Here is a 16,008-nt window from a genome sequence, read left to right on the forward strand (position 1 = left end):
GATGCAGTCAGGGGCCCAACTCGAGATCGATATTCTCAGCATCTTCCCGAATCTATTCGACAACTTTCTCTCGGAATCCTTTGTCGGCATGGCTCGAGAGCGGGGGCTTGCGAGAATAGACGCGCACGATCTGAGGGATTGGACGGCCGACAAGCACCGCACGGTCGACGATAGTCCCTACGGGGGCGGCCCCGGAATGCTGATGAAGCCGGAGCCCCTGGTCGCGGGGATCGAGGCGCTGGCGGGCAAAAAAGGCGAGGGGCGCCGGGCCAGGGTGGCGCTGTTGTCGCCTCAGGGGCGTCCTGTCACCCAGGCGTGGCTCGCGCAAGCCGCCCAGCAGCCCCATTGGGTGCTGGTTTGCGGCAGATACGAGGGAATCGACCAGCGGGTGATCGATCTGGCGGTCGACGAAGAGGTGTCGATCGGGGATTACGTCCTGTGCGGAGGGGAAATTCCGGCGATGGTGCTGATCGAGGGCATGATCCGCCTGCTGCCCGGATTGCTGGGAAATGCAGAATCCATTCATCGGGAGTCATTTGCACAGGATATTTTGGAAGGTCCGCAGTACACTCGGCCGCCGGAATTTCGCGGTCGCGTAGTCCCCGAAGAATTGTTGTCGGGAAATCATGCGGTGATCGATCGCTGGCGCAAAGAAAAGGCAATCGAAGTGACGAGGCGGCAACGTCCGGATCTTCTTCAAGGCAACATTCAAGATCAGAACAACTCGGACCGTGAGAGCGAGAGACCGAGAAACCGAGAAAGGGATACACAATGAATCGCCTCGATTTCATCGAAAAGGACTCGCTGCGCAGAGATCTGCCCCCATTCCGAGTGGGTGATCAGGTGCGCGTTCACTTCAAAGTAAAAGAGGGCGACAAAGAGCGCGTCCAGGTATTCGAGGGGTTGTGTCTGCGCAGGCGGGGCGGCAGCGCCGGCGAAACCTTCACTGTGCGGAAGATTTCAAACGGTGTTGGTGTCGAACGCATCTTTCCGGTTCAGTCTCCGTTGGTGGCCAAGCTCGAGATCCTGAGTCGCGGGTTCGTGCGCCGTTCGCGTTTGTATTACATGCGCCAACTCACCGGCAAGAAGGCGCGGCTGCACGCGAAGGTGCGAGACGTCTCGCATCTCATTTCTCCCGAAGAACAAGATCGCATCGCGGCGGGAGACGATGCTTCCGGCGCCAAGAGCAAGAAGAAGCGCGGCAAGAAGGCCAAGGCCGCTCGCGTCGCAGCCAAGGCCGCGAAGCAAGCGTCCGAGGGCTGATCACCCGGGTTCGTGCGCAATGCCGAGCCCGGGATCGGACCTGACGTTTTCGGACCTGACTTGGCAGACCCTCGAGCCCTCAGTCTCCCGCGTCGAACGCGGCGACGAAATGTTCGAGTTTCCACGGGTCTCGCGCGCGATCGCGTCCACGATTGCCGTCGCCATTTCCGAGCACCGAACAGGCGATGACGTCGAAACGGATGTTTCGCGCCCGCCCCGGGTGCTGATGCAACCACGCCAGCGCGGCCCGAATCATGCGCGCTTGCTTTCGCCGATCGACCGCCAGTTCGGGCGGGCCGAAGCGAGTGGTTCGGCGGGTCTTGACTTCGACGAAGACCACGAGTGCCCCCCGCCGCGCGATCAAGTCAATCTCGACCCCGTCGTAGCGGACGTTTCGCGCTTCGATGCGATACCCTCGCCGCATCAAGAAGGAAGCGGCGCGCGCTTCGCCTTCGGCACCCAGACTGCGGCGCGGATCGCTGCCTGGAACATCAGTTTGCCGCGGGTTGGGCTCGTTAGAATTGACCTGCCCAGAGTTGCGGGGGACGGAGATTGGGTTTCCGGGCGATTGCCTTGATTTGTCGCTCAGTTTGCTCAATGGAGTCGTTTCCCCGGGACCGGGGATGCGGAGTATAGCGGATGGGAACCTTGTGCGTGGTAGCGACGCCGATCGGCAACCTCGAGGACATCTCGCCACGCGCGCTGCGCAGCCTCGCCGAAGCGGATCGGATCTTTGCCGAGGACACGCGCCGCACCAGGATTCTGCTCGATCGCTACCAGATCGATGCAAAGCCGATTTCCCTGCATGAACACAACGAAGCGTCACGTATCGAAGGTGTGCTCGAACTGCTGCGCGAGGGCAGGGCGATCGCCCTGGTTTCCGATGCGGGTACGCCACTGGTTTCGGACCCCGGCGGTCGCCTGGTGGCTGCAGCGATCGAGGATGGGCACGAGATCGAATCGATCCCCGGTCCCTCCGCGGTCCTCAGCGCATTGACGGTCGCGGGACTGGGCGCTGCACCGTTCACTTTTCTCGGTTTTCTGCCCCGTACGAAGGGTGCGCGCGCCGGCCTGTTGAATTCGTATCTCGCGCGACCCGAGACGCTGGTGATCTTCGAGTCGCCGCGCCGGGTTCACGACACGTTGCTCGCGCTCGCGCAATGTTTTGAGCGACGACGGGGCTGCGTGGCCCGGGAACTCACGAAGCTTCACGAAGAGATTGTCCGCGGTTCACTGGGTGAACTTGCCGCGCACTTTGCTGACGGTGCCCGGGGCGAAATCACGATCGTCGTCGAAGGCGGCAGCGATCTGGATGAAAAAGTCGCGGGCCAGGTCATGTTGGGCGATGAGGAACTGACCGAAAAGCTGCGCGGTCTGCTCGCGAGTGGGCGACGTCCACGCGAGATTGCGGCACTCGTCGCTGGGGAAACCGCGATTCCTCGCAAGCAACTCTACGCAAAGTTGTTGGCGCTCAAGGACGAGGAGAGCCCGTGAGGCTTGCGCAGTTCGGCCAAATTCTGCGGACCGTGCGCCACGTGCGTCCGCATCAGCTCGCGGCTGAGGTTCTCCATGTCCTCACCGGTGGCAAGAAGCCGGAAAAACGTCCGATCGCGGCGCCGACGCGTAGCGTGGCGGCGGCGAGTGTTCCGTTTCTGCCGGCCCCCGCCCATGCGCGATTCGACGGGGCGTGCGGTTTCGAGCTGATTCATCGCGCTCATCACTTCCGCGACAAGATCGACTGGAACTACGAAGGTCAGGGCGCGCTCTGGTCGTTTCACCTTCATCAGTTCGACTACCTGCGTGCGCCGTCCCATACCGGGCCTGCGCGTTGGCAGTTGATCGATGATTGGATCGAGCACTGCGTCGATGGCACGGGCTGGGCGCCGCATCCCATTTCTCTGCGCACCCTTTCCTGGGGCAAGCTGTTGCTCACTCCGGGCGCGCTTGCGTTGCGTGAAGATCAGGCGACGCGAATGAGCGCATCGATGGCGCAGCAGATCGAGACCCTTTCACGCGGGCTCGAGATCAGGTTGCAAGCGAATCATCTGTTCTCGAATCTGCTGGGCGTCGTGTTCGCTGGCCTGCTTTTCGAAGGTGAGCGCGCCGACGCCTGGTTGGCCCTCGAATCCGATCTGCGACGCGAAATCGCGATCCAGATACAGGCGGATGGCTCTCACATCGAGGGCAGTCCGATGTACCACGCCCTGTTGCTCGAAAACGTCCTGGATCTGCTCAACCTCGCCCGCGCCACGGGCGTGCGTGCGCCCGCCGCGCTGATCGCCAGTCTCGAGGACGCGGCACGACGCATGCTCGGGGCGCATCGCGTCTGGACGCATCCCGATGCCGAGATCGCGCTGCTGGGCGACGCGGCATTTGGCATCGCCCACCCGCCCGAGCTGCTCGAAGCCTATGCGGGTTCACTCGGCATCGAAGCGAAGTGTCCCACACCGGCTGGCGCACTCGTGGATGCGGGGGTGTACCGGATGGAGAGCCGAGATCTCGTATTGATCGCAACGGCATCGCCTCCTTCGCCCGCCTACCAGCCGGGACACGCCCACTGCGATGCGCTCTCGTTCGAACTTTCGGTGGGAACCGAACGCGTGGTCACGGACACGGGAGTCAGCGAGTACATACCGGGAATACTGCGAGAGATCAGTCGCCGGACTGTTTCACATGCCACGCTGCAAATCGACGACACTGAGCAGTCTGAGATCTGGGCACCGCACCGGATTGGGGGCCGCTCTGCGGTCGGAATCAAACTCGCGACGGAGAGCCGTCTCGATGCTCACTGCACGAGTTGGTCGCGACCCAGGACACGACACCATCGATCATTTCAGTTGGCGGACGGCCAACTCATGATTGAAGATCGAATCGAAGGAGAGTTGGTGCCTCTGACGTTCGTGCTCCCTCTGGCACCGGGCTTGGAACCGGAACTGGGCGCCATCAGCGCGGATCGTGATCGCGATGGGACGGGTGTGGGCGATCGGTCCGAACTCTCGCTCAGACTTCGAGATCGCAGGAGACTGACGATCGAACTGCCGAGCGGGGTCAATTGGGCGATCGAGCGCAGTTCCTATTTCCCGCGCTTCGGCGAGCACGTCGAGCGCGCGTGTCTGGTGGGAAAAGCCGACGGGTTCAAAGCGGGGACATGGCGCTTTTCTGTCAGTGATGAAGGGGACCACCGTCGATAACTGCGGTTGAAGATGGCGAGCGGATTGCATCGTGCTGTTCAAGTTCTGCATGTGAGCTGCCGGTCGAGTGGAATTTCCTTATACCAGAAGAGCCCGACACCGATGTGAGGTAGTGTAATCCCCGCCGCGCAGACTCGAATACTGTGACTCCTTACGAGGGTCGCTGGCCACTCACCCCCTGACGCCGTGATCGCGATGCGATCAACCCATGTCGGAGCACCCAATGAACATCCTGGGAATTTCTGCCTATTACCATGACAGCGCCGCCTGCCTCGTGCAGGACGGTGTGATCGTGGCCGCAGCCCAGGAAGAACGGTTTACCCGGAAGAAGCACGACTATCGATTCCCAAAACACGCGATCGACTACTGCCTGGCCGAAGCTGGTATCTCGCACGAAGATCTCGATCTGGTCACCTTCTACGACAAACCGCTGCTGAAGTTCGATCGTATTCTCGAGACCTACATCGCCTATGCGCCGCGTGGATTCAAACTCTTCATGATGGGTCTTCCTCTGTGGCTCAAGGAAAAACTCCATACGCCCCGCGAACTCGATGCGGGTTTGGAAGGGAAGTACAAGGGACGCTTCGTATTCACCGAACACCACCAGTCCCATGCGGCGAGCGCGTTTTTCCCATCGCCGTTTGATGACGCGGCGATCCTCACGATGGACGGCGTCGGCGAATGGGCCACCGGCAGCATCTCCCACGGTGTGGGCAACGAGATCACGATGTTGAAGGAGATGCGCTTTCCCCATTCGATCGGCCTGCTCTATTCGGCCATCACCTACTTCACGGGTTTCAAGGTCAACAGTGGCGAGTACAAGCTGATGGGCCTGGCACCCTATGGCGAGCCGATCTACCGCGACTTGATCCTCGACAACCTGATCGACCTGAAGGCCGATGGCTCCTTCAAGATGGACATGTCGTATTTTGCGTACTGCTACGACGACGTCATGACGTCACCGAAGATGAACGAATTGTTTGGTGGCCCGCCGCGTAAGTCCGAAAGCGAAATTACCCAGCGCGAAATGGACATCGCGGCGTCGATTCAAGTCGTGACCGAAGAAGTGGTGCTGCGCACCGCCCGAACGGCTCACGAGTTGACGGGTTCGAAGAACCTCACCCTGGCCGGTGGCGTCGCGCTCAACTGCGTTGCCAATGGTCGCCTTCTGCGCGAAGGCCCCTTCGAAAACCTCTGGATCCAGCCCGCTGCCGGCGATGCCGGTGGCGCTCTCGGTGCGGCGCTCTTCGTCTGGTATCAGCTTCTCGAAAACCCGCGGGATAACAAGGGCTTCGACAGCCAGAGAGGATCACTGCTCGGGGAACAGGAATCCCAGGAATCGATCGAGCAATATTTGAATTCGGTGGGGGCGGTCTATCAATATCTGCCCGAAGAAGAAAAACTCTGCGACCGCGTGGCGGAGTTGATCGCCGACGAAAAGGTCGTGGGTCACGTGGGCGGTCGGATGGAGTTCGGTCCCCGGGCCCTGGGTGCGAGATCGATCCTCGGCGACGCGCGCTCGACAAAGATGCAAGAGATCATGAACGTCAAGATCAAGTTTCGCGAGTCGTTTCGGCCGTTCGCACCCGCTGTGATGCAGGAGCATGTCGACGAATTTTTTGAAATGCGTCCGATGGAAGACAGCCCATACATGTTGCTCGTGGCCCCAGTGAAGGGCGACAAGTTGCTCGATACCGAAGACCACGGTGAGAAGGGACTGGACAAGCTCAAGCAACTTCGCAGCGTGGTTCCGGCCATCACCCACGTCGATAATTCGGCCCGAGTGCAGACCATCGACAAGCGTCGCAGCCCCCGATTCTACGGAATCATCAGTAAGTTCAAGGAGCGGACTGGGAGCCCGGTGTTGATCAACACCAGCTTCAACGTGCGCGGCGAGCCCATCGTGCGAACCTCAGAAGATGCCTACCGTTGTTTCATGCACACCAACATGGATGCTCTGGTCCTCGAAAACTACGTCTTGCTGAAAGAAGACCAACCCAACGCCCGGGAAATTGATCTCGAGGCGTACCTCACCGAATTTGCACTGGACTGATCGATGGCCCAAATGATCGAAATCAATCTCCGACCCGACGCGAAGACCCTGCGTGAATTTGGCTTCTTCGCGATCGCGGGGTTCGGGTTCATTGCGGCCATCGCCCAGTACGAGATGTTTATCTTCGCGATGGGCCTCGGAGAAGCGAAGCCTTACGTGGTCAATACGTTTATCGCTCTAGCGGCCTATTCGGGCATCTTCGCGCTGATCTATCCCAAGGCCAATCTCCCGGTCTACCTGGGACTCACGATTGCCTCGTATCCGATCGGACTGGTGCTTTCGTACGTGATCATGGGGACATTGTTCTTTGGCATGATCACGCCAATGGGAATTGTGATGCGCATCATCGGGCGGGATCCACTCGAACGAAAGATTGACCGCGAAGCCGAGTCCTACTGGACGGACTGTCGACCCGCGCGGGAGAAGGAAAGTTATTTTCGGCAGTTCTAGGTGCGACGCAACAGACCGCCGTGTAGGTGAATTTAGACACCGATTCACTGGGAATTGAACCTATCAAGACCGCATTTGCGGGTGTGGAGACGTAATGGCCGATCAAGACGCAGACAAAAGCAATGACTTTGCAGCTCAGTCCACCCAGGAGCGAACGGGTCTCGTGACCGAGTTCGTCGATTTTTTGAAGGACAACAAGAAATGGTGGCTCGCACCGATCATCGTTTCGATCCTGGGCCTCGGGCTCCTGGTGTTGATCGGCGGATCTGGAGCAGCTCCGTTCATTTACACGCTCTTCTAGCTTGCATGGCGTCCGGCGGCGCCGGACGCTGTAGCATGAGTGCGCGGTGAGCGGTCGGCGGTGCAAGCCGCCATCGGTGGAGTCGTGTCGGCTGGAAACTGACGCTCAACTCTCGCCGAGAAGCTTCGTCAAAGCAGCCTCATCGAGAATCTCTACGCCGAGTTTCTGAGCCTTGGTGACTTTGCTGCCCGGGTTCTCCCCCGCCACCACGAAGTCGGTCTTGGACGACACCGAGCCCGTCACTTTGCCCCCGGCGAGGACGATGCGCTCCTTGAAGTGATCTCGTGGAGCACTCAAGCTGCCCGTCAGAACGAACGTCTTGCCCACCAGCGGTTGCGCGCTCCGCTCGCCCTGAACCTGTGAGGGGGTCTTCCAGCGAACGCCGAGTTCGACCATCCGCTCGACTTCAGCGCGGTTGTGCGGATCTGAAAAGAAACTGGCGACGCTCTCGGCGATCGTGGGTCCAAGCCCCTCGATGCCAGCGATGTCGCTGGCGGTTGCTTCCATCAGACCGCCCAGGTCGACGAAGGCGTCGGCCAGGATTTCGGCGATGGTGGCGCCAACGTGTCGGATGCCGAGGGCGATGAGAAAGCGGGCGAACGTCGTCTCCCTTGCTTTGGCGAGACTGTTCATCAGATTGTCGGCCGACTTTCCCCCCATGCGCTCGAGCTCGACCAGACTCTGTCGCTCGAGGGCGAACAAATCCGAGAGCCGGGTGACGTGCTCGAGGTCTACCAACTGGTCGATGATTTTCTGGCCGAGACCGTCGATGTCGAGGGCGCCACGGCTCGCGAGATGCCAGACATTGTTCTTCAGCTGGGCAGGACAATCGATGTTGGGGCAACGGGTGACGCTCTCGCCTTCGAGGCGGAGCGTAGCGTTGCCGCACACGGGGCAGTTCGTCGGCAGGCGATATCGCTCGGGAACGCTTTTTCCAGTGGGTCGATCCGCCAAAATGACCCGGACGATCTGTGGGATCACGTCGCCCGCGCGCTGTACGACCACGCGGTCTCCGATTCGCAGATCCTTGCGGTCGATCTCGTCCTGGTTGTGGAGCGAGGTGTTCGAAACGACGACGCCGCCAACCTGAACGGGTTCAAGCTTTGCAACGGGTGTCAATGCGCCGGTGCGCCCGACCTGGGCTTCGATGTCGACCAACCGGGTGGTGGCCTGCTCGGGCGGGAACTTGAAGGCGATGGCCCAACGCGGGGTGCGGGACAGGCTGCCCAGTTCGACTTGCAGTGCGAGGTTGTTGATCTTGAAGACCGTGCCGTCAATTTCGATCGGAAGCGAGTCGCGCGCGGCAAGTTGCTTCTGATGAAACGCCACCGCGCTCTGGAAGTCCTTACACAGCGTGCATTCCGGTGAGACGAGGAACCCCCAGGACTCGAGTTGCGCGAGAATCAAAAGCTGAGTTTCGAGCTCCTTTGGACGGCCTTCCTCGAGGGCGTAAGCGCGAAACTCGAGGGAACGCAGGCGTTCGACGTCGATATCGTGAAGTTGACGGAGTCCCCCGGCGGCGGCATTGCGAGGGTTGGCGAAGGGTTCGAGTTCGAGCTTCATGCGTTTTGCATTGAGCCGCTTGAACGCCGCAATCGGAAGTACGACTTCTCCGCGAACCGAAACCAGCTCCGGCAATTTGCCCGCCGAATCGTCGAGTTGCATGGGTACAGAAAGAATTTGACGAAGGTTCGCGCTGATGTCCTCGCCGACCGTGCCGTCGCCGCGCGTCAAACCAGCATCGAATCTTCCGTTGCGATAGATCAGCTCGACTCCGGCGCCATCGAGTTTTGGCTCTCCGATCATGGGTTCGTTGCTAGCTTCGTCGCTGCGATCGAGCAGGCGCGCGACGCGATCCACGAAGGCGCGCAGCTCGGCTTCGTCCATCGCATTGTCCAGCGAGAGCATTGGCGAAAGATGGGGAAGGGATTTGAAGCCTTCTGCAGGCGGTGATCCGATGCGCTGGGTCGGTGAATTGGCCCGGGCCCACTCGGGGTGCTCCTCCTCGAGAAACTGCAATTCGCGAAACAGCTCGTCGTATTCGGCATCGGCGATTTCCGGCCGATCTTCGATGTAGTAGCGGCGACTATGCCGGTCTAGTTCATCCGCAAGTTGCTCCATCCGACGCTTGGCGGTGGCCGCTTTTGAGGACGCTTTAGGGGACATTGAAAGACGCTTCTCCAGCCGGAATGCGCGCGAAACCCATTAAAGAAGACATGGCGCTGAGGCGATGAGACCACAGGCATTCTTCTCGCAGCTTGAAGGTCGAAACATAACACGGCGTGCGAGGAGGATTCGCCAGGAGGATCCATGGAAAGTTCGGCACTACAGCACTGCGACGGGCCCGCGGGGGGTACGCCGCTCGCGGCGGATGCCCGCAATCCCGTTGTCGCGTTGTGCCGGGGTGGCGAAATTGTTTGGGCAAGCGATGGGCTGGCGGATTTATTGGGGAGTGATCCCGCACTCGATCTCCGAGGTCGTCCCCTGGCCAAGCTGTTGGCTGAGCTTGGCGTTCAGGTCGAACTCCCCGTGACATCGGGATCGAAGGTGTACCGATTCGCGTATCGGCACGGAGCAGGTGAGCGAATCGTGAGAGTCGATCAGATCGACGTGCCGGCCAGGGACGACATTCCTGCAGAAGAACTCTGGTTGCTAACCGATACAACCCCGGATCCTGAAGCCGGTTACAATACGGGACGGGTCCAATCAGCCGACACCCAGCTCGAGAGCGTTCGCCGAGAATTCAGCCGGGACCGCAGCGAGTTGATTGCGCTGCTGAGTCACGAACTTCGAACTCCACTCACTGTAATTTCGGGTTACAGCAAGATGTTGCTCTCCGAGCGCGCAGGAAAATTGTCTGAAGAACAACGTCACTATCTCGAGGAGAGTCGGGACAGCTGTCAGCGGCTCAACGGGTTCGTACTTGACCTTTTGGACGCATCCTACGATCCTACCCACGCAATCGCTTTGAGTCTGGCGGATCTACCGATGGTCCCGGCGGTTCGCGCGGTCATCGAGTTTTTCCTGCCGCTTCTCGAAGAGAAAAAACTCACAGTCGAAATCGAAGCGAAAAGCGAGCTACAGCTCGGGCGGTTCGATCCGGTTCGGATCGGGCAGGTGTTGACCAACCTGCTGGGCAATGCCGTGAAGTACACAAAATTTGGCAGTGAGATCAACGTGAGCGTTCGCGAGGTTTCGAGAGATCACCAGCCCATGATCGAAGTAGCAATGACCGATGACGGTCCGGGTATCTCGGCTGCCGATTCCGAGCGGATCTTCGAGCCCTACGTCCGCAGCGCAGGCGATCGGCGGTCGGGGGGAGTGGGGCTCGGCCTCGCAATCTGCCGTCGCATTTTGAATGCCCACGACGGTGAGATCCGGGTCGAAGACGCCCCCGGCAGGGGGAGTCGTTTCGCGTTCTTGATCCCCGCAGTCGTTCGTGACTCTCAGGTGGAGTGCTAGGCGAAGATGGCAACCAGCCGAAATCGAAAGAGCCAGGAATCGAATGGCAACCGCGCCAAGGGGGCACCCCGGCGCCGCATCCTCATTGTGGACGATGCCGAGGGAATTCGGACCTATCTCGCTCATTTGCTCGAGGCAAAGGGTTACGACGTGGATACGGCCGAAGACGGCCGCAACGCACTGGCACTGCTCGAAGGCGGTGCGGCTCCCGACGCGGTGCTGCTAGACATCATGATGCCCGGCATCGACGGCATTGAAACCCTGCGTCGAATTCGCGAGTTCAACCTCGACCTGCCCGTTGTGATGCTCTCCGTGATCGGACGCGCTTCGTCGATCGTAGAATCCATGCAGTTGGGAGCGGTCGACTATCTGAACAAGCCCTTCGAAGAGGAAGATCTCGACTTCGCGCTGGCAGCGATTTTTGATCATGCGGACCGCAGCGGGGGTGTCTGCTCGAACACTGAAATCAATAGCTTGGCTGATCCCGATAGCGTCGCCTGGTCGAGCGACGCGATGAGCAAAATCCACGAAGTGCTGGAGCAGATCGCGGACACCGACGTAACCGTTTTGATCCAGGGAGAAAGCGGTTGCGGCAAGGAAATCGTGGCGCGCGCGGTTCACCAGCAGTCGAGCAGGCGAGACAAGAAATTTGTCAAGGTCAACTGCGCGGCGCTGCCCGAAGAACTGCTCGAAAGCGAGTTGTTCGGCTATGAGAAGGGAGCGTTTACCGGGGCATTCGCCAGGAAGCCCGGGCGATTCGAGATTGCCAACCACGGCACGATCTTTCTCGACGAGATTGCCGAGATGAGCCCTGGACTGCAGGCCAAGATGCTTCAGGTGCTACAGGATCGAGAGTTCACCCGGCTTGGTGGGAACAAAGACATCAAGGTCGATGTGCGAGTGGTGTGTGCGACCCATCAACCACTGCTCGAATTGGTGAGCAGCGGCGATTTTCGCGAAGACCTCTATTTTCGCTTGAACGTGGTCAATATTGTGATCCCGCCCCTGCGTGAGCGACGCGAAGAAATTGAGGGCCTGTGCGAGAATTTCATGGCTCGCTACAGCGCTCGCTATCGACGCCCGCAGCATGTTCTGTCCCCCGCAGTGATGCGCGCGTTCGAACTCTATGATTTCCCAGGAAATATCCGCGAACTCGAGAACATGATCAAACGCATTGTGGTGCTCGAGAGCGAAGACTCGATTCTCGCCGATCTCGAGCGGCAGAAAATCGGCGAGATGGCCGGTCGCTCGGCGCTCCAGACGTTGCTCGAGGAAATCGAAGAAACCGCCGGTGATATCCCGCTGCGAGAGGTCGGGCGCAAGATGGCCCAACAGGTCGAACGCGAAACCATCGAGCGCATTCTGTTGCGCACCAGCTGGAACCGCAAGCAGGCGGCCAAGCTGCTGAACGTGAGCTACAAAACGCTCCTACAGAAAATCCGTGAATGCGGGCTCGAGGCGGACTAGCCCCTCGAGGCTGCAGCTGCTGGATTTGCAGACACAGGGTTTGCGAACGCACGAGCCGCACTCTCTAACTTTGCAAACGTAGGCGTGAGGTCGCCGCATTGACGAAGATTCTCGAGCTTCGCAACTGCGTTCGAGACTATCCGTGGGGCTCGCCCTCGCTGCTTTCCGATCTGCTCGGAATTGAAAATCCCAGTGGCGGACCCCAGGCGGAGCTGTGGATGGGGGCCCATCCTGGAGCTCCTTCGCTTGTGCAGCCCCAAGACGATTGGATTTCGCTTCGCGATTGGATTGCCGCAGATCCGGCGACTCGCCTGGGTGAATCGACGGATCGAAAGTTTGCTGGCGAGCTGCCGTTTCTCTTCAAAGTCCTCGCAGCCGGCCGACCCCTTTCGCTCCAGGCCCACCCCGATCCGGACCAGGCGCGCGACGGATTTGCGCGGGAGAACCAAACTGGGCTCAGCATCGACGATCCCGCGCGCAGCTATCGCGACCCGCGCCCCAAACCGGAGTTGCTGTGTGCTCTCACGACCTTCGATGCGATGCTGGGTTTCCGCAGCATCGACGAGATCCACGAATTGATTTCGGCTCTCGAACTGCGGGAACTCGCGTCTTCTCTCGAAGCGTTGCAGCCCGGAGGAGCAGCGGCGATACGCGATTTCTTTGCCCTGCTCATGAGCAGCGACCGCGAGCTGCAGTCGCGCATCGCGCGCGCTGCGACAGGTCGCTGTGAGGTGCTACCGGATCATCCCGCTCGGCGTTGGGTCGTCGAACTCGCAAAACAGTACCCCGGCGACATCGGAGTCCTTGCGCCATTGATGCTCAACGTCATTCGCCTCGAGGTAGGTCAGGCGGTCTACTTGCCGGCCGGGGAGTTGCACAGCTATCTGGCGGGCTGCGGAATCGAAATCATGGCGAATTCGGACAACGTCTTGCGGGGAGGGCTGACGCAAAAGCACGTCGACGTGCCGGAGCTTCTCGACGTATTGACCTTTTCCAGCGGCCCGGTCCAGATTCTCGATCCGAGCGAAGTTGCTCCCGGGGTGTGGACCTTCGAAACGCCGGTGGCCGAATTCGAACTCTCGCGAATCGACGTTTCCGGGGAGCATTTGAGAGAAGCTACGCTCGCGGTCGAGATTCTGCTGTGCACAGCGGGTCGCGGGCGCATCGAGGGGATGGACGGTTCGGCTGGGTTGGAACTCTCAGCCGGTCGCTCCTGCTTCGTGCCCGCTGACAGCGGCGGCTACCGCATTCGCGGTGATTGTTGCCTGTTCCGGGCTGCCGTGCCGGCAGGGTAACCGAGGGGATCCCAGCCCTGTGCAGCCCCAGCGGCCACCCACATTTCAGTTCTTGCAGCCCAAATCGCGCTGATTCGACAAAAACACGCAGATTATGCGCTGAGCGACCGATATGACTGGGGTTTTCTAGTCATGAATCTGCGCGGGTACCGGCTTGCGTCGAGGTCCGTCAAGAACAGAAAACAGTGGAAATCAGCTGCGAAAATGGGAACAGCATTGCCCTTGGAGTGCCGAAGAAGGGAAACTACGTTCCTAATGACGATTTATCTTCCTATTTGAGGAAAAATATTCCACACTACGAGAAATATTTCACCCACTTTTCCTACGCAGAGCTAGATGGAACGGGGTTTGATTCAGATCGCAAAATCTGGCACGAAGTTCGCATTTAGGCGATATCGAAAGTTTTATCTACGTGGTAACCGACGCAAGGTTCTCGGAAGCCCGTGACGACGAAAGCGAGTTGAATGGCCGAGCGGTTTAGAGTTTTGGTGATCGACGACGATCCGGGGATCCGCGATTACCTGGAGACGCTTGCAATCCGTCAGGGCTATGGAGTCACCACTGTCGGCGATGGCGAAGAGGCTCTGGCCAGTTTGGATACGTCGCGCCCAGACATCATTACCCTCGACGCTGTGCTCCCCGGCATGGACGGTCTCGAAACGCTCCGCCAGCTCAAGCTGCGACTGCCCGAGGTTCCGGTCATCATGCTCTCGGGGCACGGCCAGGCACGGACCATTGTCGAAGCCATGAAGCTCGGCGCTTCAGACTTTTTGCGCAAGCCGTTCGAGGTCGAAGAGCTGGAACTCGCCTTTCAAAAGGCTCTCGAAAAGAACGCGCTGAGAGAGGAGGTCGAGCAACTCCGAGGCCGTGTGCGCAGCGAAGAATCAGATGTTCTGGGTCTGTTCGGAGACAATCCGAAAATGCTCGAACTCCGCAAGATGATCGAGCAGGTCGCGGACACCGACATCACGGTTCTGATTCGGGGTGAAAGCGGCACCGGTAAGGAGTTGGTGGCACGGGGGCTCTACACTCTCTCCAGCCGACGCAGCTATCCATTCGTAAAGGTGAATTGTGCGGCGCTGCCCTCTGAACTGCTCGAGAGCGAGCTGTTCGGTTTTGAAAAGGGGGCCTTCACCGGGGCGCTGCGGAGAAAGCTGGGCAAGTTCGAGTACGCGAATCACGGCACCATTTTTCTCGACGAGATCAGCGAAATGCATCCGGGACTGCAGGCAAAACTCCTCCAGGTGCTCCAAGACGGTGAGTTCTCCCGGCTCGGCGGCGAAGCCGACATCAGGGTCGATACCCGCATCCTGGCGGCGACGAACCGCAATCTCGAAGAAGCAGTGGCCGACGGATCCTTCCGTGAAGATCTCTACTACAGACTCAACGTCGTGACCGTACATCTTCCACCGTTGCGCGATCGCATCGATGCGGTGCCTCTACTCGTGGACCACTTCCTCACCAAGTACAACGCCCAGTACAACAAAGATCTGGCAGAGCTCACGGAATCGACCATGACGATCATGTCCGAGTACCACTGGCCGGGAAACGTGCGCGAGTTGGAGAACATGGTGAAGCGGATGGTCGTCTTGGGAAACGAGCAGACCGTACTTCAAGAAATCGCGATGCGTGGTAAGCGGATCGATTCGGCGAAAGAAGCCGACGGGGGGTTCGACCTGGAGACCCTTGGTGTGGATTTCTCGGGGAGTGTCGATCTCAAGAAAATTTCGAAGCAGGCGGCGCAGGTTGCCGAGAAACGGGTGATCGACAAGGTTTTGCAGCAGACCCGCTGGAACCGCAAGGAAGCTGCCGAGCGCCTTCAAATCAGTTACAAGGCCCTTCTCTACAAGATGAAAGAGAACGGCCTGAGAGAGGGGCGATAGGTGACGGTGCAATACGTCTGGTTTCAGAGGGGAATGCGTACGGGGTGGCGCAGTGTCGCTTCAGCTCTCCTGTTGTCGAGTTTGCTCGTGGCCTGTGTGCACGAGTCGCCGCCGCCGCCGCCGGAATTCGTGGCAGGCGAGCGCAAGCCCTATGTGATCGGCGTGACGGACATTCTCCAACTCGCGGTTTGGAAGAATCCGGAGCTGAGCGTCGCTGTTGCGGTCCGCCCCGATGGCAAGATTTCGGTTCCGCTGCTCGACGATGTCCAGGCCGAAGGGCTGACGCCGCAGGAACTCAAGGAAGTGTTGACCGAGGCGCTCTCGGAGTTCATCGCTGCGCCCGATGTCACGGTGCTCGTGCGAGAGATGAACAGTCAATTGGTCTACCTGCTCGGAGAGGGTGTTCGGTCGAATGGCGCAATCCAGCTTCGGAAGGAAATGAGGGTGCTCGAAGCGATTGCGACCATGGGTGGTTTTACCATTTGGGCGGACAAGAACCGGGTGCGTATCTTGCGCAAAACCCGGACGGGCCTGACGGAGTACAGGTTCAATTACGGTGCGTACCTGGCGGGAAAGGCTCCCGACTCGAATATTGTTTTGCAAGCTGGCGACACGATCGTAGTTGAGAATTAGGGGCTAACGA

General features: G+C 59.6%; 14 protein-coding genes. 12 read left to right on the forward strand and 2 right to left on the reverse strand.

Features of this window, described 5'->3' with window-relative positions:
- Position 1: 1 nt before the first annotated feature.
- Together trmD and rplS are read left to right on the forward strand one after the other, a co-directional pair.
- Entirely contained in the window at positions 2 to 775 is a 774-nt protein-coding gene (gene trmD, locus IH881_07900) for a tRNA (guanosine(37)-N1)-methyltransferase TrmD (GenBank protein MCH7867607.1), read from the forward strand.
- Positions 772 to 1,263, forward strand: coding sequence for a 50S ribosomal protein L19 (rplS, locus tag IH881_07905; protein ID MCH7867608.1), 492 nt, complete (start codon positions 772 to 774; stop codon positions 1,261 to 1,263). The genes trmD and rplS overlap by 4 nt, the downstream gene beginning before the upstream one ends.
- Before the next feature lie 79 nt (positions 1,264 to 1,342).
- Here the strand turns inward: rplS and IH881_07910 are convergent, their stop codons facing one another.
- Positions 1,343 to 1,816, reverse strand: a complete 474-nt coding sequence (locus IH881_07910) for a YraN family protein (GenBank protein ID MCH7867609.1) — start codon at positions 1,814 to 1,816, stop codon at positions 1,343 to 1,345.
- An 86-nt stretch (positions 1,817 to 1,902) separates the two neighbouring features.
- Here IH881_07910 and rsmI point away from each other — a divergent pair, with 86 nt between their 5' ends.
- From rsmI to IH881_07935, 5 genes are all read left to right on the forward strand, one after another.
- The gene (gene rsmI, locus IH881_07915) at positions 1,903 to 2,757 is read left to right on the forward strand and encodes a 16S rRNA (cytidine(1402)-2'-O)-methyltransferase (protein MCH7867610.1); all 855 of its coding nucleotides are present in this window, start codon (positions 1,903 to 1,905) and stop codon (positions 2,755 to 2,757) included.
- Positions 2,754 to 4,454 (forward strand): heparinase II/III family protein, encoded by a 1,701-nt coding sequence (locus IH881_07920; GenBank protein ID MCH7867611.1) that lies wholly within the window; start codon positions 2,754 to 2,756, stop codon positions 4,452 to 4,454. Before rsmI ends, IH881_07920 begins: the two co-directional genes overlap by 4 nt.
- Before the next feature lie 223 nt (positions 4,455 to 4,677).
- Positions 4,678 to 6,507, forward strand: coding sequence for a carbamoyltransferase (locus tag IH881_07925; protein ID MCH7867612.1), 1,830 nt, complete (start codon positions 4,678 to 4,680; stop codon positions 6,505 to 6,507).
- A 3-nt stretch (positions 6,508 to 6,510) separates the two neighbouring features.
- Positions 6,511 to 6,957 (forward strand): hypothetical protein, encoded by a 447-nt coding sequence (locus IH881_07930; protein MCH7867613.1) that lies wholly within the window; start codon positions 6,511 to 6,513, stop codon positions 6,955 to 6,957.
- A gap of 94 nt (positions 6,958 to 7,051) precedes the next feature.
- On the forward strand, positions 7,052 to 7,258 hold the full coding sequence (locus IH881_07935; GenBank protein ID MCH7867614.1) for a hypothetical protein: 207 nt from the start codon (positions 7,052 to 7,054) through the stop codon (positions 7,256 to 7,258).
- A 105-nt stretch (positions 7,259 to 7,363) separates the two neighbouring features.
- Here IH881_07935 and ligA read toward each other — a convergent pair whose 3' ends face one another.
- Complete coding sequence (ligA, locus tag IH881_07940) at positions 7,364 to 9,424, reverse strand: NAD-dependent DNA ligase LigA (protein ID MCH7867615.1); 2,061 nt, start codon at positions 9,422 to 9,424, stop codon at positions 7,364 to 7,366.
- Between the two features lie 144 nt (positions 9,425 to 9,568).
- On the opposite strand from ligA, the gene IH881_07945 reads away from it, so the two are divergent.
- From IH881_07945 to IH881_07965, 5 genes are all read left to right on the forward strand, one after another.
- Positions 9,569 to 10,720 carry a HAMP domain-containing histidine kinase gene (locus IH881_07945; GenBank protein MCH7867616.1) on the forward strand — a complete coding sequence of 384 codons (1,152 nt, stop codon included), beginning with the start codon at positions 9,569 to 9,571 and terminating at the stop codon, positions 10,718 to 10,720.
- A 6-nt stretch (positions 10,721 to 10,726) separates the two neighbouring features.
- Positions 10,727 to 12,187 (forward strand): sigma-54-dependent Fis family transcriptional regulator, encoded by a 1,461-nt coding sequence (locus tag IH881_07950; protein MCH7867617.1) that lies wholly within the window; start codon positions 10,727 to 10,729, stop codon positions 12,185 to 12,187.
- 98 nt (positions 12,188 to 12,285) lie between these two features.
- The gene (manA, locus tag IH881_07955) at positions 12,286 to 13,482 is read left to right on the forward strand and encodes a mannose-6-phosphate isomerase, class I (GenBank protein ID MCH7867618.1); all 1,197 of its coding nucleotides are present in this window, start codon (positions 12,286 to 12,288) and stop codon (positions 13,480 to 13,482) included.
- Positions 13,483 to 13,946: 464 nt separating this feature from the next.
- The gene (locus IH881_07960) at positions 13,947 to 15,365 is read left to right on the forward strand and encodes a sigma-54-dependent Fis family transcriptional regulator (GenBank protein ID MCH7867619.1); all 1,419 of its coding nucleotides are present in this window, start codon (positions 13,947 to 13,949) and stop codon (positions 15,363 to 15,365) included.
- The gene (locus tag IH881_07965; protein MCH7867620.1) at positions 15,366 to 15,998 is read left to right on the forward strand and encodes a polysaccharide biosynthesis/export family protein; all 633 of its coding nucleotides are present in this window, start codon (positions 15,366 to 15,368) and stop codon (positions 15,996 to 15,998) included.
- Positions 15,999 to 16,008 lie beyond the last annotated feature (10 nt).

This window comes from Myxococcales bacterium, from assembly GCA_022563535.1.
Classification (GTDB): Bacteria; Myxococcota_A; UBA9160; order UBA9160; family UBA4427; genus DUBZ01.